The 24,085-nt window shown below is 72.8% G+C and carries 21 protein-coding genes; 16 read left to right on the top strand and 5 right to left on the bottom strand.

Annotation, left to right across the window (positions count from 1 at the left end; all coding sequences use genetic code 11):
* Positions 1 to 74 precede the first annotated feature (74 nt).
* Positions 75 to 680 (bottom strand): class I SAM-dependent methyltransferase, encoded by a 606-nt coding sequence (locus tag FHU33_RS08365; protein ID WP_142024925.1) that lies wholly within the window; start codon positions 678 to 680, stop codon positions 75 to 77.
* Positions 681 to 742: 62 nt separating this feature from the next.
* Between FHU33_RS08365 and FHU33_RS08360 the strand changes: the two genes are divergently transcribed.
* From FHU33_RS08360 to FHU33_RS08345, 3 genes are all read left to right on the top strand, one after another.
* A complete protein-coding gene (locus FHU33_RS08360; protein ID WP_170182360.1) occupies positions 743 to 1,390 on the top strand; it encodes a TetR/AcrR family transcriptional regulator in 648 nt (215 codons plus the stop codon).
* A 490-nt stretch (positions 1,391 to 1,880) separates the two neighbouring features.
* Complete coding sequence (locus tag FHU33_RS08350; protein ID WP_142024923.1) at positions 1,881 to 2,081, top strand: hypothetical protein; 201 nt, start codon at positions 1,881 to 1,883, stop codon at positions 2,079 to 2,081.
* Positions 2,078 to 2,395, top strand: a complete 318-nt coding sequence (locus FHU33_RS08345) for a type II toxin-antitoxin system PemK/MazF family toxin (RefSeq protein WP_142024922.1) — start codon at positions 2,078 to 2,080, stop codon at positions 2,393 to 2,395. Before FHU33_RS08350 ends, FHU33_RS08345 begins: the two co-directional genes overlap by 4 nt.
* Position 2,396: 1 nt before the next feature.
* Here FHU33_RS08345 and FHU33_RS25735 read toward each other — a convergent pair whose 3' ends face one another.
* On the bottom strand, positions 2,397 to 2,555 hold the full coding sequence (locus tag FHU33_RS25735; protein WP_246063406.1) for a hypothetical protein: 159 nt from the start codon (positions 2,553 to 2,555) through the stop codon (positions 2,397 to 2,399).
* Positions 2,556 to 2,832: 277 nt separating this feature from the next.
* On the opposite strand from FHU33_RS25735, the gene FHU33_RS25380 reads away from it, so the two are divergent.
* The 3 genes from FHU33_RS25380 to FHU33_RS08330 all read left to right on the top strand — a co-directional run bounded on the left by FHU33_RS25380 (position 2,833) and on the right by FHU33_RS08330 (position 7,338).
* Positions 2,833 to 3,255, top strand: a complete 423-nt coding sequence (locus FHU33_RS25380) for a Fur family transcriptional regulator (RefSeq protein WP_211355045.1) — start codon at positions 2,833 to 2,835, stop codon at positions 3,253 to 3,255.
* 46 nt (positions 3,256 to 3,301) lie between these two features.
* Entirely contained in the window at positions 3,302 to 5,521 is a 2,220-nt protein-coding gene (gene katG, locus FHU33_RS08335; protein ID WP_211355044.1) for a catalase/peroxidase HPI, read from the top strand.
* 350 nt (positions 5,522 to 5,871) lie between these two features.
* Positions 5,872 to 7,338: an HNH endonuclease signature motif containing protein gene (locus FHU33_RS08330; protein ID WP_170182359.1), complete on the top strand. Its 1,467-nt coding sequence runs from the start codon at positions 5,872 to 5,874 to the stop codon at positions 7,336 to 7,338.
* 389 nt (positions 7,339 to 7,727) lie between these two features.
* On the opposite strand, the gene FHU33_RS08320 is transcribed toward FHU33_RS08330, so the two are convergent.
* Positions 7,728 to 8,531, bottom strand: a complete 804-nt coding sequence (locus tag FHU33_RS08320; RefSeq protein WP_142024920.1) for a PaaX family transcriptional regulator — start codon at positions 8,529 to 8,531, stop codon at positions 7,728 to 7,730.
* Positions 8,532 to 8,716: 185 nt separating this feature from the next.
* Between FHU33_RS08320 and FHU33_RS08315 the strand changes: the two genes are divergently transcribed.
* From FHU33_RS08315 to sigB, 9 genes are all read left to right on the top strand, one after another.
* The gene (locus FHU33_RS08315; RefSeq protein ID WP_142024919.1) at positions 8,717 to 10,306 is read left to right on the top strand and encodes an FAD-dependent monooxygenase; all 1,590 of its coding nucleotides are present in this window, start codon (positions 8,717 to 8,719) and stop codon (positions 10,304 to 10,306) included.
* Positions 10,303 to 12,345: an acetate--CoA ligase family protein gene (locus FHU33_RS08310; protein ID WP_142024918.1), complete on the top strand. Its 2,043-nt coding sequence runs from the start codon at positions 10,303 to 10,305 to the stop codon at positions 12,343 to 12,345. The genes FHU33_RS08315 and FHU33_RS08310 overlap by 4 nt, the downstream gene beginning before the upstream one ends.
* Positions 12,342 to 14,036 carry a (2,3-dihydroxybenzoyl)adenylate synthase gene (locus FHU33_RS08305; protein ID WP_142024917.1) on the top strand — a complete coding sequence of 565 codons (1,695 nt, stop codon included), beginning with the start codon at positions 12,342 to 12,344 and terminating at the stop codon, positions 14,034 to 14,036. The genes FHU33_RS08310 and FHU33_RS08305 overlap by 4 nt, the downstream gene beginning before the upstream one ends.
* Positions 14,033 to 15,172, top strand: a complete 1,140-nt coding sequence (locus FHU33_RS08300; RefSeq protein ID WP_142024916.1) for a cupin domain-containing protein — start codon at positions 14,033 to 14,035, stop codon at positions 15,170 to 15,172. The genes FHU33_RS08305 and FHU33_RS08300 overlap by 4 nt, the downstream gene beginning before the upstream one ends.
* Positions 15,169 to 16,002, top strand: coding sequence for a fumarylacetoacetate hydrolase family protein (locus tag FHU33_RS08295; RefSeq protein ID WP_142024915.1), 834 nt, complete (start codon positions 15,169 to 15,171; stop codon positions 16,000 to 16,002). Before FHU33_RS08300 ends, FHU33_RS08295 begins: the two co-directional genes overlap by 4 nt.
* Complete coding sequence (locus FHU33_RS08290; protein WP_170182358.1) at positions 16,002 to 16,688, top strand: maleylpyruvate isomerase family mycothiol-dependent enzyme; 687 nt, start codon at positions 16,002 to 16,004, stop codon at positions 16,686 to 16,688. Before FHU33_RS08295 ends, FHU33_RS08290 begins: the two co-directional genes overlap by 1 nt.
* Positions 16,689 to 16,739: 51 nt before the next feature.
* Positions 16,740 to 17,456 (top strand): alpha/beta fold hydrolase, encoded by a 717-nt coding sequence (locus FHU33_RS08285; protein WP_142024913.1) that lies wholly within the window; start codon positions 16,740 to 16,742, stop codon positions 17,454 to 17,456.
* A gap of 64 nt (positions 17,457 to 17,520) precedes the next feature.
* Positions 17,521 to 17,967: a D-aminoacyl-tRNA deacylase gene (gene dtd, locus FHU33_RS08280; RefSeq protein ID WP_342778633.1), complete on the top strand. Its 447-nt coding sequence runs from the start codon at positions 17,521 to 17,523 to the stop codon at positions 17,965 to 17,967.
* Positions 17,968 to 18,221: 254 nt separating this feature from the next.
* A complete protein-coding gene (gene sigB / locus FHU33_RS08275) occupies positions 18,222 to 19,208 on the top strand; it encodes an RNA polymerase sigma factor SigB (protein WP_142024911.1) in 987 nt (328 codons plus the stop codon).
* A 97-nt stretch (positions 19,209 to 19,305) separates the two neighbouring features.
* Here the strand turns inward: sigB and FHU33_RS08270 are convergent, their stop codons facing one another.
* Both FHU33_RS08270 and FHU33_RS08265 read right to left on the bottom strand, forming a co-directional pair.
* Complete coding sequence (locus FHU33_RS08270; protein ID WP_142024910.1) at positions 19,306 to 22,017, bottom strand: bifunctional acetate--CoA ligase family protein/GNAT family N-acetyltransferase; 2,712 nt, start codon at positions 22,015 to 22,017, stop codon at positions 19,306 to 19,308.
* On the bottom strand, positions 22,010 to 23,191 hold the full coding sequence (locus tag FHU33_RS08265; RefSeq protein ID WP_142024909.1) for an acetoin utilization protein AcuC: 1,182 nt from the start codon (positions 23,189 to 23,191) through the stop codon (positions 22,010 to 22,012). Before FHU33_RS08265 ends, FHU33_RS08270 begins: the two co-directional genes overlap by 8 nt.
* Before the next feature lie 163 nt (positions 23,192 to 23,354).
* Here FHU33_RS08265 and FHU33_RS08260 point away from each other — a divergent pair, with 163 nt between their 5' ends.
* A complete protein-coding gene (locus tag FHU33_RS08260; protein WP_142024908.1) occupies positions 23,355 to 24,080 on the top strand; it encodes an iron-dependent transcriptional repressor DtxR in 726 nt (241 codons plus the stop codon).
* The last annotated feature ends 5 nt before the right edge of the window (positions 24,081 to 24,085 follow it).

The following is a 24,085-nucleotide window of genomic DNA, read 5'->3' as shown; positions in this document are numbered from 1 at the left end:
CGGCACACCGAGATCGTGCCGTAGGAAGGGCTCGTGGCAAGCACCCACCGCCACGGCGACCGTCTGCTCCGCCGTCACGCTCTTCGCAGGCGGTACCAGCGCGGCGCGGTCCGCCTGAGCGGGCCGGGCATCCCGGTCACGTCGGCGAGCACCTCATCGGCGAGGGTCCAGCCGGGAAAGGCGGTTTCGATGTCGCCGCGGCCAGCACCGCGCGGCAGGAGCTGGCGCCGTCCGGGCCGGAAGGCGAGCAGGAGCAGCGTCGCGCCGGGGGCGGCGACGGCGGTGACCCCGTCCCCCATCGCCGCCCGCTGGCTATCCGTCAACCCGTGGAAGCACCCGACGTCGAGGAAGAAGCCGACCTCGCCCACGTCAGCCCGCCGCAGGGCGGTGACGTCACCCTCCAGGAACCTGACGTCGGCCCCTTGCTCGACCGCGCGCGCCCGGGCCTGACGCACGGCGGCGCCCACGGCATCGATCCCGGTCACCACCCAGCCCCTTCGGGCCAGTTCCAGGGAGTGCACACCGGTTCCGCAGCCCAAGTCGAGGGCGCGTCCGTACGGCGGGGTCCGCTCGGCCTCCTCCCGGGACAACAGACCGGTGAATTGGCCCGCCGCCTCCCGTCCGGCGCGCTCCCACGGAGTGATGCCCAGCCGGTAAGCGATGGCGTATCCGGTGCTCATGCGGCACCTCTCATCATTTCGGTCCTAGTTGCACTAGGACGAATAGCGGTAGCGTGCTCCCCGTGGCGGACCCTGTCAACCGACGGCCCTACCGCTCCCCGCTGCGCGCCGAGCGGGCGAGGAGGACCCGGCGCCGGGTCGTCGCGGCGGCCATCGACCTGTTCCTCGCCCGGGGCTACGCCGGCACGACCCTGGCCGCGGTCGCCAGCGAGGCCGAGGTGTCGGTCGACACGGTGTTCCACCTCTTCGGTTCGAAGCGCCGGCTGCTGCAGGCGGCGCTGGACACCGTCGTGGGTGGTGACGACGCCGACGTCCCGCTACTGGACAGACCGGATCCACAGGCCATGCGGGCCGAGACCGACCAGCGTCAGCAGGTCGCGGCGTTCGCCCACGGCATCCTCGGCCAGCTGGAGCGCATCGCTCCGGTCGATGACATGCTGCGCAGCGCTGCCGCGGTCGATGCCGACGTCGGGGCCCTGCGCGACGATCTGCACCTGCGCCAGCGGCGGCAGGCCATGACGACCGTCGCGGGATGGATCGCGTCGAACGGCCCCCTGCGGGACGCGATGCCGGTGGACGAGGCAGCCGCCGTCCTGTGGGCCCTCACCAGCCCCGAGCTGCACCACATGTTCCGGGTGCACTGCGACTGGCCACCGGACCGGTACGAGCGCTGGCTGCGCACCACACTGGAAGACAGCCTGCTGCCTTGACGGGCGTGAACAGCCCACCGGGTGGGGCGTGGAGGGGCCGGACGCTGCGCCGAGCGGCAGGGGTTGGCCGCGCCCCCAGCGACTCCCGTCCACGCGGCGCGGGCGGTCGCAGGGCATGGGGACCAGCAGCGGGGCGTCCGCTGATCTCGGCGCTGGGAACGGTCAGCTGCTTCGTTGACGCATGTGCTGGTCCAGCAGCATCCCGATCACCAGCGCGAGCGGGTCGCATCCGAGCAGCTCGTCGGCGGCGGTGTCCTGGGCGATGCGGAGGGTCGGCACACCGGAGATGGTGCCGCAGAGCGACCCCGCCGCAATCCCCCCTGTGGCCGGCGAGCTGCGCGTCGGCTGTCGCCCTTCCCCTGCCGCACCCCGCGGCGAGCGTCCACGATGTGCCGCCGCGGCCAGTCGGAGCGAAGGCGCCCACTGCCAACGGAGCCTCGACTCCACAGGACGGTTGAACAGATGTAAAGCAGGTGTATAACATCAAGGCATGAGCAAGACGATCGGATTCCGTCCGACCGACGACGACGAGCGGATCATCCGTGAGGCCATTCGGGACGACGAGCGAACGACCGACGTCATTCGTCGCGCACTACGCCTTCTGGACCGCGAAGCGTGGCTTGCGCGAGCGCGTGCCGACGCAGAGCGGTTGGCCGACGAGGACTTGTCCGACGAAGCCGACGCCTGGTGATCCGCGGCGCCGTCTACCGGGTCGACCTCGGCGAGGCCCGTCGTGGACACGAGCAGCGCGGCCGGCGCTACGGCCTGGTCCTCAGCCCGACCGACATGGCCTGGAGCGTCGCCACGATCGTCCCGACGTCGACGCAGGCGCAGCCGGCCGTCTTCCGGCCCGAGATCGCGCTCGGCGGAATCCCCACCCGGTTCCTTGTCGATCATCTGCGAACCGTCGACGTGCAGTTCATCGAAGAAGAGCCCGCGTTCTTCCTCCATCGCGACGAACTCGAGGACGTCGAGGTCGCCGTCACCCGGTATCTCGGTCTTTGACCTACACCCACACCCCGGCCTGCATCGCTCCTGGGAAGACGAGCCTGCTGCTTCGTCGACGCACGTGCTGGTCCAGCAGCATCCCGATCAGCAGCGCGAGCGGGTCGCGCCCGAGGCGGTCGTCGGCGGCGTCGTCCTGGGCGATGCGGAGTTCCGGCACGAGGAAGTGTGCCTCAACGCAGCCCGATGACGACGCCCCGATGGGCCTCGGACCAGCGCGGCTCGGGGACCGCACGACCCGACTGTCGGGCGTCGACGTCTGACCGCACGGCCGCGACAGGGACTCGGACCAGAGCCGCACCGAGTGCACGGGCGGAGGACGTCCACCGGCCGAGCGTCGGCGCAGACTGTCGTCGGCGCCGACGAGCCTGCAGGGGCTGCCGGTCGGGGCCACGCGTTTCTTGACTCCTTCCAAGGAAGCGCGCCAGGATCTACTCGTGCCCGACCCGGCAGAGCTCGAACGCGACCTGCGCGCCGTGGGCCTGCGCGTCACACGTCCGCGCCTGGCGGTCCTGGACGCCGTGCATGCGCACCCACACCTCGACACCGAGGCTCTCATCGGCGCCGCGCGCACGCGTGTGGACGCCATCTCCCACCAGGCCGTCTACGACGTCCTGCGGGTGCTCACCGACACCGGCCTCGTCCGGCGCATCCAGCCGCGAGGGTCGGTGGCCCGCTACGAGGCGCGCGTGGGCGACAACCACCACCACCTGGTCTGCCGCGACTGCGGCGCCATCGTCGACGTCGACTGCGCCGTCGGCGCGGCCCCATGCCTCACCCCTTCCGACGACGGCGGCTTCGCCGTCGACGAGGCCGAGGTCGTCTTCTGGGGTCGCTGCCCGAGCTGTGCGGCCGCCTGATCCACCGACCGCTCCCCCTCCCGCCCGACGCCCAGAAAGGTCCGCCGTGACTGACGAGACCGACAAGGTCCACACCGAGAGCACCAGCGAGAGCGAGAACCCGGCGATCCCGTCGCCGACCGCCTCCACCGACCAGCGGCCCCGCGGAAACAGGGACTGGTGGCCCAACCAGGTCGACCTGTCGGTGCTGAACAAGCCCTCGACGGACTCCGACCCGCTCGGTGCGGACTTCGACTACAAGACCGAGTTCGCGAAGCTGGACGTCGAGGAACTCAAGCGCGACGTCGCCCAGATGATGCGCACCTCACAGGACTGGTGGCCGGCCGACTGGGGTCACTACGGCCCCCTGTTCATCCGCATGTCGTGGCACGCGGCCGGCACCTATCGCATCGCCGACGGCCGGGGCGGCGGCGGCCAGGGCGCGCAGCGCTTCGCCCCGCTCAACAGCTGGCCGGACAACGCCAACCTGGACAAGGCACGCCGCCTGCTGCTGCCGATCAAGCAGAAGTACGGCCGCACGCTCTCCTGGGCCGACCTGCTCGTGCTCGCCGGCAACGTCGCGCACGACGACATGGGCCTGAAGACCTTCGGGTTCGCCTTCGGCCGCGAGGACACCTGGCAGCCCGAGGAGGTCTTCTGGGGGCCGGAGGACACCTGGCTCGGCGACGAGCGCTACAGCGGGGACGTCCCGCTCGACCTCGACGAGGGCCACCTGGCGGCGGTCACCATGGGCCTGATCTACGTCAACCCGGAGGGACCGCAGGGCCGGCCCGACCCGGTCGCCTCGGCCCACGACATCCGCGTGACCTTCAACCGGATGGGCATGACCGACGAGGAGACCGTCGCCCTGATCGCCGGCGGCCACACCTTCGGCAAGACGCACGGCGCCGGCAACCCCGAGCTCATCGGCCCGGAGCCCGAGGGGTGCCCGGTGCACGGCAACGGCCTCGGCTGGATCAGCCAGCACGGCGCCGGCAAGGGCGCCGACGCGATCACCAGCGGTCTCGAGGGCGCCTGGACCCCGACGCCGACGCAGTGGGACAACTCCTACTGGGAGACCCTGTTCGGCTTCGAGTGGGAGCTCACCGAGAGCCCCGCCGGCGCCAAGCAGTGGCAGCCCAAGAACCCCGAGGCGCAGGAGCTCGTCCCCGACGCGCACATCGAGGGCAAGAAGAACCCGCCGATGATGGCGACCACCGACCTCGCTCTCATCATGGACCCCGGGTTCCGCGCGATCTCGGAGCGCTTCTCGAACGACCCCGAGTACTTCGCCGACCAGTACGCACGGGCGTGGTTCAAGCTCCTGCACCGCGACATGGGCCCGAAGAGCCGCTACCTCGGCCCCGACGTGCCGGCCGAGGAGCTCATCTGGCAGGACCCGGTTCCCGAGGTCGAGCACGATCTGGTCGGTGAGCCGGAGATCGCGGACCTCAAGCAGCGTCTGCTCTCCTCCGGCCTGACCGTGTCGCAGCTGGTGCACACGGCCTGGTCCGCGGCAGCGTCGTACCGCGGCACGGACAAGCGCGGCGGCGCCAACGGGGCCAGGCTGCGCCTCGAGCCGCAGATCGGCTGGGCGGTCAACGAGGGCGTCCGCGACGTGCTGCCGGTGCTCGAGCGGGTGCAGGGCGAGTTCGAGTCCGAGAGCGGCAGGAGGGTCTCGCTCGCCGACCTCATCGTGCTCGGCGGGAGCGCGGCGGTGGAGAAGGCCGCGGCCGACGCCGGCGTCCAGGTGACCGTGCCGTTCACGCCCGGCCGCACCGACGCCTCCCAGGAGCAGACGGACGTCGACAACTTCCGCTGGCTCGAGCCGCGGGCCGACGGCTTCCGCAACTGGATCCAGCCGGGCAGCAAGCTGGCTCCGGAGACGCTGCTCGTCGACCGGGCCTACATGCTGGAGCTGACGCCGAAGGAGATGACCCTGCTGGTCGGCGGGCTGCGCGTGCTCGGCGCCACCACCGGCGGCGTGCAGCACGGCGTGTTCACCGACCGGCCGGGCGTGCTGTCGCAGGACTTCTTCCGCAACCTGCTCGACCTCGGTGTCTCGTGGCGCACCTCGGCCGACACGGAAGGTGTGTACGAGGGTCTGGACGCCGATGGCACCGTCGTGCGGACGGCCACCCCCGCCGACCTCGTGTTCAACTCGAACTCGATCCTGCGCGGCATCGTCGAGGTCTACTCGGCCGACGACGCTCAGGAGCGGTTCGTGCGGGACTTCGTCGCAGCCTGGGTCAAGGTGATGGAACTCGACCGCTTCGACCTGCGGTAAGCACTCCCTCGTGGACGCCCCGGCTCGCGTCGTGCGGGCCGGGGCGTCCGCGCGCCCCCGTCCCGATCGCGTCGCGTCCTCCTGGTGACACGGCCCGGGCGTCGGCTTGTTCCGCACGGGCGGTGCTGCAGGGGAGCCGACGAATCGCCAGCTTCACCGAACCCCGGGGATGGTTCCGCGGCGCAGCAGGAAGCGCCCGACCGTCGATCCCGGTCGGCTCGCCGGGCGTTCCATCGGCGCGCCCACGTGCGTGGTCGAGGTGAGTGATGGACATCCGACGTTCAGCCGCACTCCGCGACGTCACTGTTCATCCGCCGAATAGTGTCGTACCCCTGCCTTAGCTTGTCGGTGTGCCCAAGATCTCCGGCTCCTCGACCGTCGAGGGCGTGCTGATCGACTGGTTGCTCGACCAGCCGGTCAGCCCGTCGCGGCTGCCGGTGGCGTTGCTGTCGAAGGAGCAGGCGGCCGCGGAGCTGCACCAGCAGCAGCGCCGGCAGGCGATGGCTGCCGCCTATGAGGCGGAGTTGATCGTGCGGCTGGCCGAGCTGACCTCCGACGAGCACGACCCCCCGGCCGGTACCCCGGGGGCGCGCACGCCCGGCTGGGCGGCCGGGAACGATCCGGTCGGGGTCAGTGAGTTCTTCGCCGGGGAGCTGGCGATGGTGCTCAACCGCGGCCGCGGCACCGCCAACCACCTGCACCACCGGGCGCGGGGGTGGCAGGAGAACCTGCCCGCCACCTACCGCGCGCTCTCCCGGGGGGAGCTGGATCTGGCCCGCGCGGCGGCGCTCGCGGACGTGCTCGGGAGCACCCGCCCCGACCTGGCGCGGGCGATCGAGACCATGCTGCTGCCCGAGGCGGTCGACCTGTCCGTGGCCAGGCTGAAGACCCGGGCGCTGGAGCTGCTGCTCGCGCTGGACGCCACGGCTGCCGATGAGCGCCGCGAGCAGGCCAAGCGCTGCGCCGACGTCTTCCTGCAGCCCGGCTCCGACGGCATGGCCACCCTCGGCGCGGAACTGGCCGCCGATGAGGCGGCCGAGGCCTACACGGTGATCGACCAGCTGGCCACGATGGCCAAGGCCGACGGCGACCCACGCCCGATCGCCCAGATCCGCACCGAGCTGTTCTCCCTGCTGCTGCGCCGCCCCGGCGGGCACGACCAGCCCGACGCCACCGCCCATCTGACGATCACCGCCACCCTCGACTCCCTGCAGGGCGGATCCACGCAGGCGGGGTCGGTCAACGGGCTGGCGATCACCGCGGCGCACGCCCGCGACCTGCTCGCCCGGATCGGCGCCCTGGGCCTGCAGACACCGCACGGCGGCACTCTGACGTTCGCGATCACCGACGCCGACGGCCGGCTGCTGGCCACCACCACGGTCGCCGAGCTGCTGCGGGTGGCGAAGAAGGGCTGCGCCGAGCATCCGGGCGGGAACTGCGGCTGCCCGGTGCTCGGCACGCCCCCGGACAGCGAGGGCTACGAGCCCACCGACCGGCAGGAGACGTTCGTCCAGACGAGGGATCACACCTGCCGGATGCCCAACTGCGGGCAGCGGGTGGGCTGGGCCGATCTGGACCACGTCATCCCGCACGCCTGCGACGGTGCGACGACGTGCACGAACCTCTGCTGCTTGTGCCGCTCCCATCACCGGCTGAAGACCTTCGCCCGCGGCTGGCGCTTCGTCATGGACCCCGACGGCACCCTGCAGGTCACCACCCCCTCCGGCGTCACCCGCACGACCAGGCCACCAGGCCTGCGGAGGCCCCCACCCGAGCCACCACCGGCCGAACCGGGCGGCGATCCGCCACCCTTCTAGCTCCGCCCGGAGGAACAGGGCATTCCGGCCCGCCGAGTAGTCGACGAGTCAGCACGTGTCCACGGGCATGCTGCGGCTCGCACGTCGCTGCCTTCGTCGACGCATGTGCTGGTCGAGCAACGTCCCGGTCAGCAGCGCGAGCAGATCGCGACCGAGCAGGTCACCGGCCGCGGGATCCTCAGCAATCTGTAGGTCGACACGCTGCCGATCGTGGCGCGTGACGGTCGGCGAGAAAGCGGTCGGCGGTCGGCGGTCGGCGGTCGGCGGTCGGCGTTCAGCGTTCAGCGTTCAGCGTTCAGCGTTCAGCGAGAAGCCAACGAGCCGAGCTGGCCCCTCGCTGCCCCGGAAGGCCCACCGGAGCGTCTCGTCGGACCGACGGGGTTGGCGACTCAGCCCGCGTGACGGTCCAGGACCGCCGCGACGTGAGCATCGGCCGGCGCACTCAGCGCCTCGTGGGCAACGATGAACAGCTCGTGCGCCCGACCCCCGGGCCAGTCGGCCGGGAGCAGGTCGGCGGGCAGGTCGGGGTCACGGAACGGGAAGTGCCGGTAGTCGGCGACCAGCTCGATCCGCCGCCGCAGGGCGTCGGGACCGGACATCGCCACGAGCTCGGCCACGGGAGGCAAGGCCTCGAGCCGGGCGACCAGATCCTGGTAGTCGCGGCCGAGGGTCTTGAGGTCCCAGGCGCGGTCCACCATGTCCAGGTCGGTGGCCCGGTCGCGGGACCGGCACGTCAGCAGGTCCAGCCGCGCCGACGTGCCCGAAAGTGCGCGCTCGACGTCGTCAAGCGCCTCGTGGGGGCTGATCCAGGTGGCCGTGGCCAGCGGCCCGAACCCCAGCCACGACAGCGTCCGGCGCAGGCGTTCTCGTTCAGCCCGGTCCTGCTCCGAGACCGCGTAGATCACCATGCGCCATTGCCCGTCCCACGGCTGATGCCCCCGTTCGAAGATCCTCGTCCGGCCCTCGTCAAGCAGCCGCCACGCCTTGTCGGACAGCGTGTGCACGACCTGGCGGCCCTCGCGATGCGTGTCGAACCACCCTTCCTTGCGCATGCGGGCCAGGACGATGCGCGCGGTCGGCTCGCCCACGCCGAACACCTCGAGCAGGTCCACCAACACCTGGGTGCGGGCCGCGCCGCCGTGGTAGCGCAGATGGTCGCCGAACAGGTCGAAGACGACGGATCGCGGCTTCATCTGTCTCCTCGCCAGTCCGGGCCCTGCGGCCATCGTCCGGCCCAGCCCAGATTCAGCTCCGCGACGAGCGAGCCGTCCCGCGACGGGCCGACGGAGCTGTCGCTGGACGGTTGTGCCATCGACAGGACCTGTGTCAGTCTAACGCCGCTCCGCGTGGAAGTGACACAGGTACTGGGGGATCCGCGATGCGGCTGGCAGTACTCGGTGGTGGCCCCGGCGGGCTGCTCGCGGCCACCCTGGCCAAGGCGGGTGACCCCGGCCGGGAGGTGACGCTCTTCGAGCGCAACCGTGCCGAGGACACTTTCGGCTTCGGAGTCGTCTTCTCCGACGCCACGTTGGAGGGCATCCACGCCGCCGACCCGGTGCTGCGAACGGCGCTGACCGAGCACGGGGTGCACTGGGACCCGATCGAGGTCCGGCTGCACGGTGAGCGGTTCCTGTGTCGCGGCAACGGGATGGCGGCCGTGGAGCGCCGGACGCTGCTGCGGCTGATGCAGCAGCGCGCCGTCGAGGCGGGCGTCGACCTGCGCTTCTCCACCGAGGTCGACCCCGCCGAGTTGGTGGCAGCCGGCTATGACCTGGTCGTCGCCGCCGACGGCGCCAATTCCCGGCTGCGCCACCGGTTCGCTGACGTCTTCGAGCCCAGCGTCGAGACCGCCACGGCCAAGTTCATCTGGCTGGGCACCACCTACCCGTTCACCGGGCTGACGTTCGTGCACGAGCGCGGGCCGCACGGCGTCTTCGCCGTCCACGGCTACCCGATCGGCAACGGCGTCTCCACCTTCATCGTCGAGACGGACGAGGACTCGTGGCGGGCCGCCGGGCTGGACGAGTTCGACGTCACCCAGCCGCCCGGCCCCAACGACGAGAAAACCAAGGCCTACCTGCAGGAGCTGTTCGCCGAGCAGATCGACGGGCACCCGCTGCTGGTCAACAACTCCCGGTGGGGGAACTTCCGCACCCGCCGCGCCCGGCGCTGGCGGCACCGGGTCGACCGGACCGCGATCGCGCTGCTGGGCGACGCCGCGCACACCGCCCACTTCTCGGTCGGCTCCGGCACGAAGATGGCGATGGAGGACGCTGTCGCGCTGGCGGCCGCCCTCGACGAGCGCGGGGACGACGTCGACGCCGCGCTGGCTGCCTGCGAGACCGTGCGGCGGCCCCAGGTGGCGAAGATCCAGGACTCCGCGCGCCCCAGCCTGTCGTGGTGGGAGCACTTCGGCCGCTCGCACGACGCCCTGCCGGCGTGGCAGTTCGCCTACCACTTCTTCACCCGCAGCCTGACCGAGTCCAAGCTGCGCCGCCGCGACGTCGGGTTCGTCACCGACGTCCACGACCGCTGGCGGCAGGCCCACGGCGCCGAGCCGCTGGACAGCCCGATCGAGATCGCCGGCCAGCGCCTGGACGGTCGAGTGGTCGTGGTCGGCGACGGCGCCGTCCACCTGCCCGGTGGCCCCCTCCCCCTGCGGCCGGAGCCCACCGACGACGGCACCCCGTGGGGGCTCTCGGTGACCGCCCCGGACGACGAAGCCCGGCTACCGGCGGCCCTGGACGCCGTCGCGAAAGGCGCGGCGGCCGGCACCGCGCTCGTCGCGGTGAGCGGCGGCACCGCGCTGACCCGCCGGCTGCTGTGCGAGGCGGCGCGGCTCGAGCACGGTGCGGTGAGCCTGTTGGTCGATGAGGTCGACGCCGCCGCGGCCGAGGACGTCGCCGTGACCGCCGTCCTCTCCGGTCGCACGGACCTGATCGGCGCACCGGTGGAGAACCCGTCGTGAGCCGGCTAGATCCGCTGTTCGCACCCCGCGGCATCGTGGTCGTCGGCGCCTCGCGCGATCCCGGCAAGCTCGGCGCGGTCATGGCACGGTCGCTGACGCGGTTCCCGGGCACCGTCGTCGGCGTCAACGCGCGCGACGCCGACCCGGCGGCCGGCCGGTACGCCGGCGTCGCCGACGCCGCCGCCGCCTCCCCCGACCCCCTCGACCTGGCGGTGCTCTGCGTGCCGGCGGCGGTCTCCGCACAGGCACTGGCCGACGCGGGTCGGGCCGGGGTGCGGGCAGCGCTGGTCTGCTCGGGCGGGTACGCCGAGGCCGGCGGTCGCGGGACCGGGTACCAGCAGGACCTGCTCGCGGCGGCCCGGGACGCCGGCGTCGCGCTGCTCGGCCCGAACACCTCCGGCTTCCTCGTCCCGTCCCGCGACCTGACCGCCTCCTTCGTCCCCGGCGCGGCCGCGGTGCCCGCCGGCCCGGTGGCCGTCGTCGCGGCCAGCGGCGGGATGAACCACGCGCTGGCCTTCCTGCTCGCCGACGCCGACCTCGGCGCCTCCCTCGCGGTCGGCCTGGGCAACGCCGTCGACGTCACCGCCGCGGAGGTGCTCACCCACCTGGCCGAGGACGACGCCACCCGGGCGGTGGGACTGCACGTGGAGTCGGTGACCGACGGACCCGCGCTCGTGGACGCGCTCCGGGCGCTCACGGTGCACAAGCCGGTCGTCGCCCTGGTCGTCGGCCGCAACGATGTCGCGGAATTCGCCCGCTCGCACACCGGCGCGCTGGCCACCTCCTGGCGCACCACCCGTGCCGCGCTCCGGGCCGCCGGTGCGGTGCTCGTCGACGACGAGCGCCAGCTGGTGGACGCGCTCATCGCCCTGTCCGCGGTGCGGTTGGATCCCTGCCCCGACCCCGGCGTCGGGGTGGTCACTGCGCAGGCCGGGCCCGGGTTGCTGCACGTCGACGGGCTGCGCGGACGTGGCGTCGCCGTCCCACCATTGGCCCAGGCGACCCGGACGGCGCTCGCCGACCTGCTGCCACCGCTGACGTACCAGGCCAACCCGGTCGACACCGGCCGCCCGGATCCCTCCTTCGGTCGGGTGCTCTCCACGGTCGCCGCCGATGCGGGGATCGACCTCGTCAGCGTCTACGCCCTCTCCGAGCCGGACGCGCTGGACCTTCCGGCCACCGTGGAGTCCGCGAGCGCCGGACCGGTCGTCGTCGGGCTGGGCGGCCCGGCGGACCAGGTGCTGCCGCAGCGGCAGGCGCTGCGGAAGCACGGCGTCCCCGCCGTGGACGGCCCCACCGCGCTCACCGTCGCCGTCACCGCCCTGGTCGACGACGCGCGCGCCCGGAGCCGACGGCGCATCGACGGACCGCGCCCGCCGATGCGGGCGACCGTGCCGCAGCGCGACCTCGACGAGGACGAGGCCAAGACCGTCCTCGAACAGCTCGGCATCGCGACGCCGCCCCGGCGGCCCTGCTCGGACCGGGCCGCGGCGCACCGGGCGCTGGCCGAGCTGCCGGGCCCGCTCGCGGTCAAGGTGCTCGACGCCGCGGTCACCCACAAGTCCGACGTCGGAGGCGTGCACCTGGGCATCCGGGACGCCGCCGGTCTGGACGACGCCCTCGAGGCACTCGAGGCCATCGGGGCCACTCGCTTCCTGGTCGAGGCGATGGCTCCGGCCGGCGTCGACCTCATCGTGGGGGCGTCCCGGGACCCCGTCTTCGGGCCGGTCGTACTGGTCGGCCTGGGCGGCGTGGTCGCCGAGGCGTTGGCAGACGTCGCCATCACCCCGGCCCCGGTGACCGCCGAGGACGCCGGCGCGCTCGCCGACGAGCTGAGCGGCCGGGCCCTCCTCGACGGCTTCCGCGGCGGCCCGGTCGCCGACCGAGCGGCCCTGGGCAGAGTGCTGGCCGCCCTCGGTGACCTGCTCGTCACCCATCCCCACGTCGACGACGTGGAGATCAACCCGCTGCGCGTGACCGCCGACGGGCTGCTCGCGCTCGACGCCGTCCTGACCCTGGGCAGGGAGGTCCGTCCATGACCGGCAGCCGCACCGTTCCCCCGATCGCCGAGGGGGTCGTCCCCTGGCCCGAGCAGGACGCTCGCAGCTACGCCGAGCGGGGGTGGTGGCGGGGGGTGGCCCTGGGCGCCGAGCTGATGGCGGCCGCCGACGCGCACCCCGACGCCATCGCGCTCGTCGACGGGGACGTCCGGCTCAGCTACCGCTCCCTGGCCGCACGCGCCGACGGGCTGGCGGCCCGCCTGGTCGACGACCTCGGCCTGGAGAGGGACGACCGCATCGTCGTCCAGCTGCCCAACTGCTGGCAGTTCGTCGTCCTCACCCTGGCCTGCCTGCGCGCCGGGATCGTGCCGGTGATGGCGCTGCCGGCGCACCGGCAGCACGAGATCGGCTACCTGGCCGCGCACAGCGAGGCGGCGGCGCTCGCCGTGCCGGCCACGCTGCGCGGCTTCGACCACGCGGCGATGGCCGAGGCGCTGCGCGAGGGGTCGGGGACCCTCGACCGGATCCTGGTGGTCGGTGACCAGGTCCGCCCCGGCCAGGTCGATCTGACCACGCTCTGCGCCGAGTCCGCGGACGCCCGGGCGTCCCGCGAGCGGTGGGACGCCGACCAGCCGTCGAGCCGGTCGGTTGCCGTCTTCCTGCTCTCCGGCGGCACCACCGGCCTGCCGAAGCTGATCGCCCGCACCCACGACGACTACGCCTACAACGCCCGCGCCAGCGCCGAGCTGTGCGGCATGGGTCCCGACTCGGTCTACCTGGTGTCGCTGCCCGCCTCGCACAATTTCCCGCTGGCCTGCCCCGGGATCCTCGGCACCCTGCTCACCGGCGGCCGGGTGGTCATGCTGCCCTCTCCCGAGCCCGAGCGGGCCTTCGCCACGATCGCCGGCGAAGGGGTCACCGTCACCGCGGCGGTACCGGCGGTCGCCCAGCGCTGGCTCGCCCACGCCGCCGAGGTGGGCGCGCAGGACCTCGGAACCCTGCAACTGCTCCAGGTCGGCGGCGCCCGGCTGGCCGACGAGGTGGCCCGCACCGTCCGCCCGGTACTCGGCTGCACGCTGCAGCAGGTGTTCGGCATGGCCGAGGGCCTGCTCAACTACACCCGCCTCGACGACCCCGAGGACGTCATCTGCAGCACGCAGGGCCGGCCGATGAGCGAGGGCGACGAGGTCCGCGTCGTCGACGAGCTCGACCAGGACGTCGCCGACGGCGAGCCCGGCGCGCTGCTCACCCGCGGCCCGTACACGCCCCGCGGCTACTACCGCGCGCCCGAGCAGAACGCCCGCGCCTTCACCGCCGACGGCTGGTACCGCAGCGGCGACATCGTCCGGCGCCGTCCCGACGGCAACCTCGTCGTGGAGGGCCGGGACAAGGACATGATCAACCGTGGCGGCGAGAAGATCAGCGCCGAGGAGGTCGAGAACCTCGCCTACCAGCTCCCCCAGGTCGCCTCCGTCGCAGCCGTCGCCATGCCCGACGCCGTGCTGGGCGAGCGGGTCTGCCTGTTCGCCGTCCTGAAGCCCGACGCCACGCTGGCCCTCGATGACCTCCGGCAGTCCATGGCCGCCGCCGGCGTCGCCACGTACAAGTGGCCCGAACACCTCGAGATCGTCGCCGAACTGCCCACCACCAAGGTCGGAAAGATCGACAAGAAGGCGCTGCGCGAGGACATCGCCCACCGCCTCACCGCACGAGAGGACGCTCTGTCATGACCCAGGACCTCGCCTCGCCCGTCTCGCTGACCGCCGTCGACGCGCCGGACCAGCCGACGCCGACGCCCGAGCTCGAGCAGCTGTACCGCGGCTTCGAGCAGGAGCTGCTGATCCCGCTGTGGACCGAGATCGGCGATCTCATGCCGGTGCACCCGCGGTCCCGCGCCGTCCCGCACGTGTGGCGGTGGCAGAACCTCCTGCAGCTGGCCGACCAGGCCGGCCACCTGGTCCCGGTGGGCCGCGGCGGCGAGCGCCGCGCCATCGCGCTGGCCAACCCTGCCCTGGGCGGCAAGCCCTACGCCACGCCCACGCTGTGGGCCGCGATCCAGTACCTGATGCCCGGCGAGAACGCCCCCGAGCACCGGCACACCCAGCACGCGTTCCGGTTCGTCGTCGAGGGCGAGGGCGTGTGGACCGTCGTCGGCCGCGACCCCGTGCCGATGAGGCGCGGTGACTTCCTGCCGCAGGCCGGCTGGAACTGGCACGCGCACCACAACGCCGCCGACCGGCCCATGGCCTGGATCGACGGGCTGGACATCCCGTTCCAGTACAACGCCGAGTCCCAGTTCTTCGAGTTCGGCCGGGAGGCGATCAGCGACGAGGAGCGGACCACGCCGGAGCGCTCCCGCTCCCAGCGGCTGTGGGGCCACCCCGGCCTGCGCCCGGTGTCGGCCCCCGGCGCCACCGTCGGCACTCCGCTGCTGAACTACCGGTGGGCCGACACCGACGCCGCGCTGACCGACCAGTTGGAGCTGGAGGCCGAGGGGCACCCCGGCACCGTCGAGCCCGGCCACGCCGCGGTCCGCTACACCAACCCGACCACCGGCGGCGACGTCCTGCCCACCATCCGCGCCGAGCTGCACCGCGTCCGCCGCGGCACCGAGACCGCCCCACGCCGCGAGGCCGGCTCGTCGGTCTACCAGGTGTTCGACGGCAGCGGCACGGTGACCGTCGGCGACAGCTCGTGGAGCGTGAGCCGCGGCGACCTGTTCGTCGTCCCCTCCTGGCAGCCGCTGTCGGTGCGATCGGAGGCCGGCAGCTCGGACTCCGACTCCGGCGCTCTCGATCTGTTCCGGTTCAGCGACACGCCGATCTTCGAGGCCCTGCACCTGGACCGCGCGGCGGTGGACCGGTGAGGCTGGCGACGATCCGGACCCTGGAGGGCACCACCCGCGCCGTCCGGGTCGAGGACGACGTCCTCGTCGACCTCGGTGCGCCCGACCTCGGCGCCTTCCTCGCCGATCCGGCCTGGACCGAGCGGGCCGCCGCCGCCACCGAGCCGGTGCGCGAGGTCAGGGGCGCGGCGTTCGCCCCGGTCGTCCCCCACCCCGGCAAGATCGTGTGCGTCGGGCTGAACTACCGCACCCACATCCTCGAGATGGGCCGCGACCTACCCGAGTACCCGACGCTGTTCTCCAAGGTCGCCGACACCCTCGTCGGGGCCAACGACGACATCGTCAGGCCACCGGAGACCGACGCCTTCGACTGGGAGTGCGAGCTCGCCGTCGTCATCGGCACGCCGGTCCGTCGCGCCCGCGGCGCCGACGCCGAGCGCGCCATCGCCGGCTTCGCGGTGCTCAACGACGTCACCTGCCGCGACTGGCAGTTCCGGACCAAGGAATGGCTGCAGGGCAAGAACTGGGAGGCGACCACCCCACTCGGCCCCTACCTCGTCACCCCCGACGAACTGGCCGGCGGGGTCCGACCGTCGCTGGAGATCAGCACGAAGATCGACGGGGAGACGGTGCAGCAGGACACCACCGCCGACCTGCTCTTCGATCCCGTCGCCCTGATCGAGTACGTCTCCACGATGGTCACCCTGCGGCCCGGCGACATCATCTCCACCGGCACGCCAGGCGGGGTCGGCCACGCCCGCACGCCGCCGCGCTACCTGCAGCCGGGCCAGGTGCTCACCACGTCCATCGCCGGGCTCGGCGAGTGCCGCAACACCTGCGTGGCCGGGTAGTGAGCGCGCCGGGAACGCTCGGCTGGTGGGAGCACGGCGAGGCCTTCTTCGCCACCGCGCTCGACCGCCTTCCCGAGCCCGACCTCGACGGGCCGTCCCTCCTCCCGGGTTGGCCGCGGCGGACCGTCGTCGCACACGTCGCCCGCAACGCCGACGCCCTGGTCAACCTCCTGACCTGGGCACGCACCGGCGAGGCGACCCCCATGTATGCGTCTGCGGCAGCGCGGGACGCGGCCATCGCCGAGACCGCCTCGCTGCCGGCCGCCGACCTCGTCGCCGACTGCCGGGCGGCCGGGCGGCGGCTGGCGACTGCCGTGCGCGGGATGCCGGAGGAGGCCTGGACCGCCGAGGTCCGCACGGCGCAGGGCCGCACCGTGACGGCCTCGGAGGTGCCCTGGATGCGCTGCCGCGAGGTGTGGGTGCACGCGGTCGACCTCGACGCAGGCCTGGGCTTCGGGCACGTCCCGGACGACGTCCTCACCGAACTGATCGACGACGTGACGCGAACCTGGCAGCGGCGCGACCAGACCCCGGGCGTCCGGTTCACCACCGGCACCCGCGACTGGGGCGCCGGCCCGGCGACGGCGACCGGCGACCTCGCCGACGTCGCGGCCTGGGTCACCGGACGGCGCAGCCTCGCCCGGTCGACGGCAGACCGCGACTCCCCGCTCCCCACCTGGCTGTGACAACCACGGTCGCCAACCCCGGCGTCAGCCGTCCACGCAGAGGAGCACACCATGTCCGCACCCTTCGTCCTCGTCACCGGCGCCTGGCACGGCGGTTGGGCCTGGCACCCCGTCGCCGAGCACCTGCGCGCCGCCGGCCACACCGTCCACACGCCCACGCTGCCCGGACTGGCCGACGGTGACGACCGGACCCGGCACTCCCTGTCCGACGTGGTCCGCGCGATCGTCGAGCTCGTCGAGCGCGAGGACCTGCAGGACGTGACGCTGGTGGGGCACAGCTGGGGCGGCTACCCCATCACCGGCGCGGCCCCAGCGCTCGCATCCCGGCTCCGCAAGGTCGTCTACTGGAGCGCCTTCGTCCCGGCCGCCGGCCGGTCACTGCACGACGAGGTCCCGCCCCAGTACCAGCAGCTGTTCGCCTCGCTGGCCGAGGCGTCCGGCGACAACTCGGTGGCCCTGCCCTTCGAGGTCTGGCAGGCGGCGTTCATGAACGACGCCGCCGAGGAGGCACAGCGCATCGTCCACTCGCTGATGGTGCCCCAGCCGTACCAGTACTTCACCGAGATCGTGGACCCGATCGAGCCGGACCAGCTCGGGGTGCCACTGGCCTACGTGCTCAGCGAACACGACGTCGCGCTGCCGCCCGGCGAGTACGGCTGGGCGCGGTTCGCCGAGCGGCTCGGCGTGCCCGTCCAGCCCGCACCCGGCAGCCACGAGGCCTGCTTCACCCAGCCGGCCGGACTCGCCGAGGCCTTCCTCCGGGCGTGACTCGAGCGCACCCTCGACCAGCTCGCCGTCGGCCACTGTCCGGTTGAATGGCTTGGTGCGCGCGGTGGTCAGCAGGGTCAGTACAGCGGCTGTAACCGTTGATGAGGTCGTCGTCGGCGAGATCGGACCGGGACTGCTGTCACTGGTCGGAGCGACCCACGGCGACGACACGGGAACCGCCCGGGCGCTGGCCCGCAAGATCCACGAGCTGCGCATCTTCCCCGGCCCCGACGGAGAGGTCTCGGCCGCGGACCTGGGGCTTCCTGTGCTCGTGGTCAGCCAGTTCACCCTCTACGCCGACACCCGCAAGGGGCGCCGTCCCTCGTGGCAGGACGCCGCTCCGGGGGAAGTGGCCGAGCCGCTGGTCGACGAGGTCTGCGCCGAACTGCGACGTCGCGGGTGCACCGTCGCGACCGGGGTCTTCGGCGCCCGGATGCGGGTGTCGTCGGTCAACGAGGGCCCGATGACGCTGCTGCTGGAGGTCGGAGAACCACACTCGCGTCCCTCATGAGGTGAGACGGGACGCCCGGGCGGGTATGCGTGGGTGACCGAAGACACTCCCTGTCGGTTTGCTGTGAACGACCGAATCGTGGAACACGGGACCCCGTCCGAGCCGTTGTGCAGGGCGTACCACATCGGACAGAAGAGGCAGGGACCGGTCCGGAGAACCCGGACACCGCCCGCACTTGACGCCTGGATGCACCGCTACGGCCCGCGAAGACGCGGCGGATGCATCCGAACCGAAGGCAAGGACGAAGACCCATCGTGACGCTGCTGCAGTCTTCCCCCAACGACACCCTCGAGGTGCGCTCACCGCGGCGTGAGCCCGACACCACTGGCCTGGTGTCCACCGACCTGGTGCGCGTGTACCTCAACACCATCGGCAAGACCGCGCTGCTGACCGCCGAGCAGGAGGTCGAGCTCGCCAAGCGGATCGAGGCCGGCCTCTACGCCGGGCGCCTCCTCGCCGAGAAGCCGGACCTCACCCCCGCCAAGAAGCGGGACTACAAGACCCTCGCCATCGACGGCAAGGCCGCCAAGGCGCACCTGCTGGAGGCCAACCTCCGGCTCGTCGTCTCCGTGGCCAAGCGCTACACCGGCCACGGCATGACGTTCCTGGACCTCATCCAGGAAGGGAACGTCGGCCTGATCCGCGCGGTCGAGAAGTTCGACTACACCAAGGGCTTCAAGTTCTCGACCTACGCCACGTGGTGGATCCGCCAGGCCATCACCCGGGCGATGGCCGACTCCGGTCGCACCATCCGGCTGCCCGTCCACCTGGCCGAGCAGGTCAACAAGGTGGTCCGCACCCGCCGGCGCATGCACCAGGAGCTGGAGCGCGAGCCCACCGCCGAGGAGCTCGGTCTCGAGCTGGACCTGCCCGAGGCCCGCATCTCCGAGCTGCTGGAGTACAGCCGCGACCTGGTCAGCCTCGACCAGACCGTCGGCGCCGACGAGGAGTCCCGCCTCGGTGACTTCATCGAGGACGCCGACGCCGCCGTCGCCGAGGACGCCGTCGCCTTCCAGATGATGAAGGGCGACGTCCGCAGCGTGCTCTCCACGCTGGAGGACCGCGAGCGCGATGTCGTCGTCCTGCGCTTCGGCCTGGACGGGCACCAGCCGCGGACGCTGGAGCAGATCGGCAAGCAGTTCGGCCTGTCCCGCGAGCGGGTCCGGCAGATCGAGCGCGAGACGATGGCCAAGCTCCGCGACCCGGAGCGCGCCGACGCGCTGCGCGACTACCTGGCCTGATCCACGGCTCCAGCGTGATCAGCGTCGCTGATCGAAACGGGTCCTCCCTCACCGTCGACGGTGAGGGAGGACCCGTTTTCGTGCGGCAGGACGCCGGTCAGACCGGCGAGCGCATCCTCCGCGGGCCGGGGTCGACGCGGGCGGTCGGGGGGCCGACGTGCGCGCTCCCCCCGGCGACGACGAGCGACCGCCCGCCGTGCCAGGGGTTGGCCGGGCCGACGATGACCGGCTCCAGGGTCAGTCGCAGCACCTCCGGCAGGTCGTCGGCCAGCCGGGCGACCCGCAGCAGCAGGTCCTCCAGCGCCTCGAGGTCGACCGGCTCGGAACCGCGATAGCCGTTCAGCAGCGGGAACGCCCGCGGGGCCCGGACCAGCTCGGCGGCGTCCAGGTCGGTCAGCGGCAGCGTCCGGTAGGCGCGATCGCCGAGCAGGTCGGTCGCCACTCCCCCGAGGCCGAAGCTGACCAGCGCACCGAACGACGGGTCGTCGACGATCTCCACCACCGTCGCCACCCCCGGTGCGGCCATCTCCTGGACGATCACCGGGTCACCGGACGGGATGGCAGCGAAGGCGGTCCGCACGGCGTCGGCGTCGACGAGGTCCAGGCGCACGCCGCCCAGGTCGGAGCGGTGCCGCAGCCACGAGGCGGTCGACTTGAGCACGACCGGGTAGCCGACCGCGTCCGCGGCGGCGACGGCCTCCTCGGCGTCGGTCACCGTCCGGGTGCCGAGCAGCGGAATGCCGTAGGCCGCCAACAGGGCGATCAGTTCGTCGTCGGTCAGCTCGCGGCCGGCGGGGGCGTCGGAGAGCACCGTGCGGACGAGCGCCTCGACGCCGGTGTCGTCGACGTCGGACAGCTCGGGCAGCTCGCCCACCGGGCGTCGCCGCCACCGGGCGTACTCCGCGACCTTGGCCAGCGCGATGACCGCCCGCTCCGGGGTGGAGTAGGAGGGCACCGAGCCGCGCGCCGGCATGCCGTCCTCGTCGAGGACGGCGAGCTCGGGCGGGATGCCCTCGGTGGAGAGGAAGCTCGCCACGATCGGCTTGGCGGAGCTCCGGGCGACGTCGCGGAGCGCGGGGCCGTACTCCTGGGAGCCGGCCCGCAGCGGCGGGAGGAACACCGCGACGACGGCGTCCACCGTGTCGTCGTCGACCGCTGCCTGCAGGGCGGCGCGGAACTCCTCCACCGAGCCCGCCACCCCGATGTCGACCGGCGCGTCCTGCGCCAGCTCCAGGCCCTCCTCCAGGACGGCGTCGGCCACGAGCACCCCGATCGCCGTGGAGTTGCCCACCACCGCGACCCGCGAGCCCTCCGGCAGCGGCTGGTGGGCCAGCAGGGTGCCGACGTCGAACATCTGGGCCACGGTCTCGACGCGGATGACCCCCGCGGAGGAGAACAGCGCGGCCACCGACTGCTCGGGCACGGCGACCGACGTCCCGGCCAGGCCGGGTGTGACGTTGACGTGCCGGCCGCTCTTCACCGCGACGACCGGCTTCGTGCGCCCGACGCTGCGGGCCAGCCGGGCGAACTTGCGGGGGTTGCCGAAGCTCTCCAGGTGCAGGAGGACGACCTCGGTGCCGGGGTCGGTCGCCCAGTACTGCAGCAGGTCGTTCCCGCTGACGTCGGCGCGGTTGCCCGCGGAGACGAAGGTGGACAGGCCCAGGTTGCGGCTGCGCGCGTTCTCCAGCAGCGCCACCCCCAGCGCCCCGGACTGGGCGAAGAAGCCCACCCGCCCGCGGCCGGGGACCATCGGGGCGAGGCTGGCGTTCAGCCGGACCTCGGGGTCGGTGTTCACCATGCCGAGGCAGTTGGGGCCGACGACCCGCATCCCCGAGGCGCGGGCCGCGGCCACCAGCCGGCGTTCGGCGTCCCGCCCCTCCGGACCGGTCTCGCCGAACCCGCCGGAGACGACCACCAGGCCACGCACCCGCTTGCGCCGGCAGGCCTCGACCACGCCGGCGACCTCGTCGGCGGGCACGGCGAGCACGGCGAGATCGACGTCGTCGGGGATGGACTCGATGTCGGCGTAGGCGGGGACACCTCGCACGTGCCGGGCGCCGGGGTTGACCGGGTACACCGGGCCGGCGAACCCGTAGTCGAGCAGGTGCCGCAGGAGCGCGTTGCCGATCTTCCCGTCGTCGTTGCTGGCGCCCACGACGGCGACCGAGGACGGCCGGAGCAGCCGGGCGATGGACCGGGACTCGCTGCGCTGCTCCCGCTCGTAGGCGACGGCGAGGGCGTCCTCCGTCTGCTCGATCGGGAACGTCAGGTGGACGACGCCGTCCTCGAAGGAACGCTCGGACTCGTAGCCGGCGTCCTGGAAGACCCGCACCATCTTGCTGTTCTGGGCCAGCACCTCTGCCACGAAGTTCTTGATCCCCCGCTCCCGGCCGGCCGCGGCGAGGTGCTCGAGCAGGACCGACCCGAGGCCGCGGCCCTGGTGGGCGTCCTCGACCAGGAAGGCGATCTCGGCGTCGTCGGTGCCGGGGTACCGGTCGAAGCGGCCGACCGCGACGATCTGGTCGCCCAGCAGGATGACGAAGGCCACCCGGTCGACGTGGTCGACGTGGGTGAACCGGTGCAGGTCCTTGTCGGACAGCCGCTTCATGGGGCCGAAGAACCGGTAGTAGCGGGTCTGGTCGCTGCTGCGGTCCATCAGGCCGGTCAGCGCCTCGCCGTCCTCGGGGCAGATCGGGCGCAGGTGGACCGTCCCCCCGTCGGCGGCCACGATGTCGGCCTCCCAGTGCGGGGGCGGCAGCGGCCGGTCCTCCTCGGTGGTGCCCGGGTCGGTCGTCGTCGGCTCAGTCACGGGGATCGTCCGGGTCCAGGCCGAAGTAGGGGAACGCCGCGCGCCGGGTACGCATGATCGCCCGGTCGACCCGGGACTCGGTGAAGCTGTCCCACCGCGAGAAGCCGGTGTACCCGCCCTCGGTCATGTGCGTCGGCGGGCGGGCGCGCAGTCCTCGGCGGCCGACGTCCTCGCGCCAGGACTCGGGGATCTCGGTCGCGGGGTCCAGCGGGCTGCCGGCGACCTCGGCCAGCAGGTGCGTCCAGGCGCGCGGGACGCAGCGCACGAGCCCGTAGCCCCCGCCGCCGAGGACCACCCACCTGCCGTCGCAGAGCTCGTGGGCCAGCTCGTGCATCGCCTTGTAGCTGGCCCGCTGGCCGTCGACGGTGAGGGCGAGATCGGCGAGCGGGTCCTCGTGGTGGGCGTCGCAGCCGCACTGGGTGACGATGATCTGCGGCTGGAACGTCCGCAGCACGCTGGGGACGACGGCGGTGAACGCCCGCAGCCAGGCGGAGTCGTCGGTGCCGTTGGGCAGGGCGAGGTTGACGGCGCTGCCCAGGGCCTTGTCGGCGTCGCCGGTCTCCTCCGGGTAGCCGGTCCCCGGGAACAGCGTGAGCGGGGTCTGGTGGATGCTCACCGTGAGCACGCGCGGGTCCTCGTAGAACGCCGTCTGGACGCCGTCGCCGTGATGGACGTCGAGATCGACGTAGGCGATCCGCTCGTAGCCCTGGCCCAGCAGCCACGCGATGGCGATCGCGGCGTCGTTGAACACGCAGAAACCCGACGCGGCGTCGCGCATCGCATGGTGGAGACCGCCGGAGATGTTGACCGCGTGCTGCGCGCTGCCCTCGTGCACCCGCCGGGCGGCGAGCACGCTGCCACCGGTGATCAGCGCGGCTGCGTCGTACATGCCCTCGAAGATGGGGTTGTCCGCCGTGCCGAGGCCGTGGCCGACCTCGGGGTCGGACGGGGCGCGGCGGACGGCCTCCAGGTAGGCGGGGTCGTGCACGAGGGTGAGCAGATCGACGTCGGCCGGCGTGGGTTCGAGCACCTCGAGCCGGTCGCTGGCCAGCACGCCGAGGCTGTCGGCCAGGCGCATGGTGAGGTCGAGGCGCACCGGGTGCAGCGGGTGGTCGCCGCCCATCGTGTAGCCGAGGAGCGAGTCGTCCCAGACCACGGTGATGGAGTCACTCACGGAACCTCCTCAGCACCGCCGCCGGACGTGAGTCGGAGCGCCCACCCTGGCCCGGGACGCTACCGGTTGGGTCTGCCGCGGGCTCCTCACGGCGTCATCCGTCCGGCTGACCGGCTCGGGACGTCCGCCCCCGTAGACTCGCTCCCGACACGGAGGAGTACCTGTGAACGACCTCATCGACACGACCGAGATGTACCTCCGGACGATCTTCGAGCTGGAGGAAGAGGGAATCGTCCCGCTGCGCGCGCGCATCGCGGAGCGGCTCCACCAGAGCGGCCCGACGGTGAGCCAGACGGTGGCCCGGATGGAGCGCGACGGCCTGCTGAGCGTCGAGGGCGACCGGCACCTGCAGCTCTCCGACGAGGGGCGCCAGCTCGCGACGGCGGTCATGCGCAAGCACCGGCTGGCCGAGTGCCTGCTCGTGGACGTCATCGGGCTGGACTACGCCGACGTCCACGAGGAGGCCTGCCGCTGGGAGCACGTCATGAGCGAGGCGGTGGAGCGCAAGCTGCTGACCCTGCTCGGCAACCCGTCGGTCTCGCCCTTCGGCAACCCGATCCCCGGCCTCGACGCGCTCCGCGGCGAGGAGCCGCTCGGCGGCGAGACCGCAGCGGTCCTCGACTCGCTCACGCTGCTGAGCACGACGGCCACGGCGGAGGGCCGGCCGGTGGTGGTCCGCCGGATCAGCGAGCAGTTGCAGGAGAACACCGACCTGCTGCGCCAGCTGGCCGAGGTGGGAGTCCGCCCGGGCGTCACCATGACCGCGCGCCTGGTGGAGGGATCGGTCGCCCTGGACGACCAGGTCCTCCCCGTCGGCGTCGCGCAGCACCTCTTCGTCAGCGCCGTGGACGACAGGCTCTCCCCGCTGGAAGCCGCGCCGCTGCTCTGAGCGGC

Source organism: Blastococcus colisei (assembly GCF_006717095.1).
GTDB lineage: Bacteria > Actinomycetota > Actinomycetes > Mycobacteriales > Geodermatophilaceae > Blastococcus_B > Blastococcus_B colisei.
This window is presented reverse-complemented; position numbering and strand designations above follow the sequence as displayed.

What these genes read in the sequence shown, in the direction of transcription:
- FHU33_RS08365 (WP_142024925.1), bottom strand. Translation starts at nt 680, where the DNA reads ATGAGCACCGGATACGCCATCGCTTACCGGCTGGGCATCACTCCGTGG.
- FHU33_RS08350 (WP_142024923.1), top strand. Translation starts at nt 1,881, where the DNA reads ATGAGCAAGACGATCGGATTCCGTCCGACCGACGACGACGAGCGGATC.
- FHU33_RS08320 (WP_142024920.1), bottom strand. Translation starts at nt 8,531, where the DNA reads ATGAAGCCGCGATCCGTCGTCTTCGACCTGTTCGGCGACCATCTGCGC.
- FHU33_RS08315 (WP_142024919.1), top strand. Translation starts at nt 8,717, where the DNA reads ATGCGGCTGGCAGTACTCGGTGGTGGCCCCGGCGGGCTGCTCGCGGCC.
- FHU33_RS08305 (WP_142024917.1), top strand. Translation starts at nt 12,342, where the DNA reads ATGACCGGCAGCCGCACCGTTCCCCCGATCGCCGAGGGGGTCGTCCCC.
- FHU33_RS08300 (WP_142024916.1), top strand. Translation starts at nt 14,033, where the DNA reads ATGACCCAGGACCTCGCCTCGCCCGTCTCGCTGACCGCCGTCGACGCG.
- FHU33_RS08285 (WP_142024913.1), top strand. Translation starts at nt 16,740, where the DNA reads ATGTCCGCACCCTTCGTCCTCGTCACCGGCGCCTGGCACGGCGGTTGG.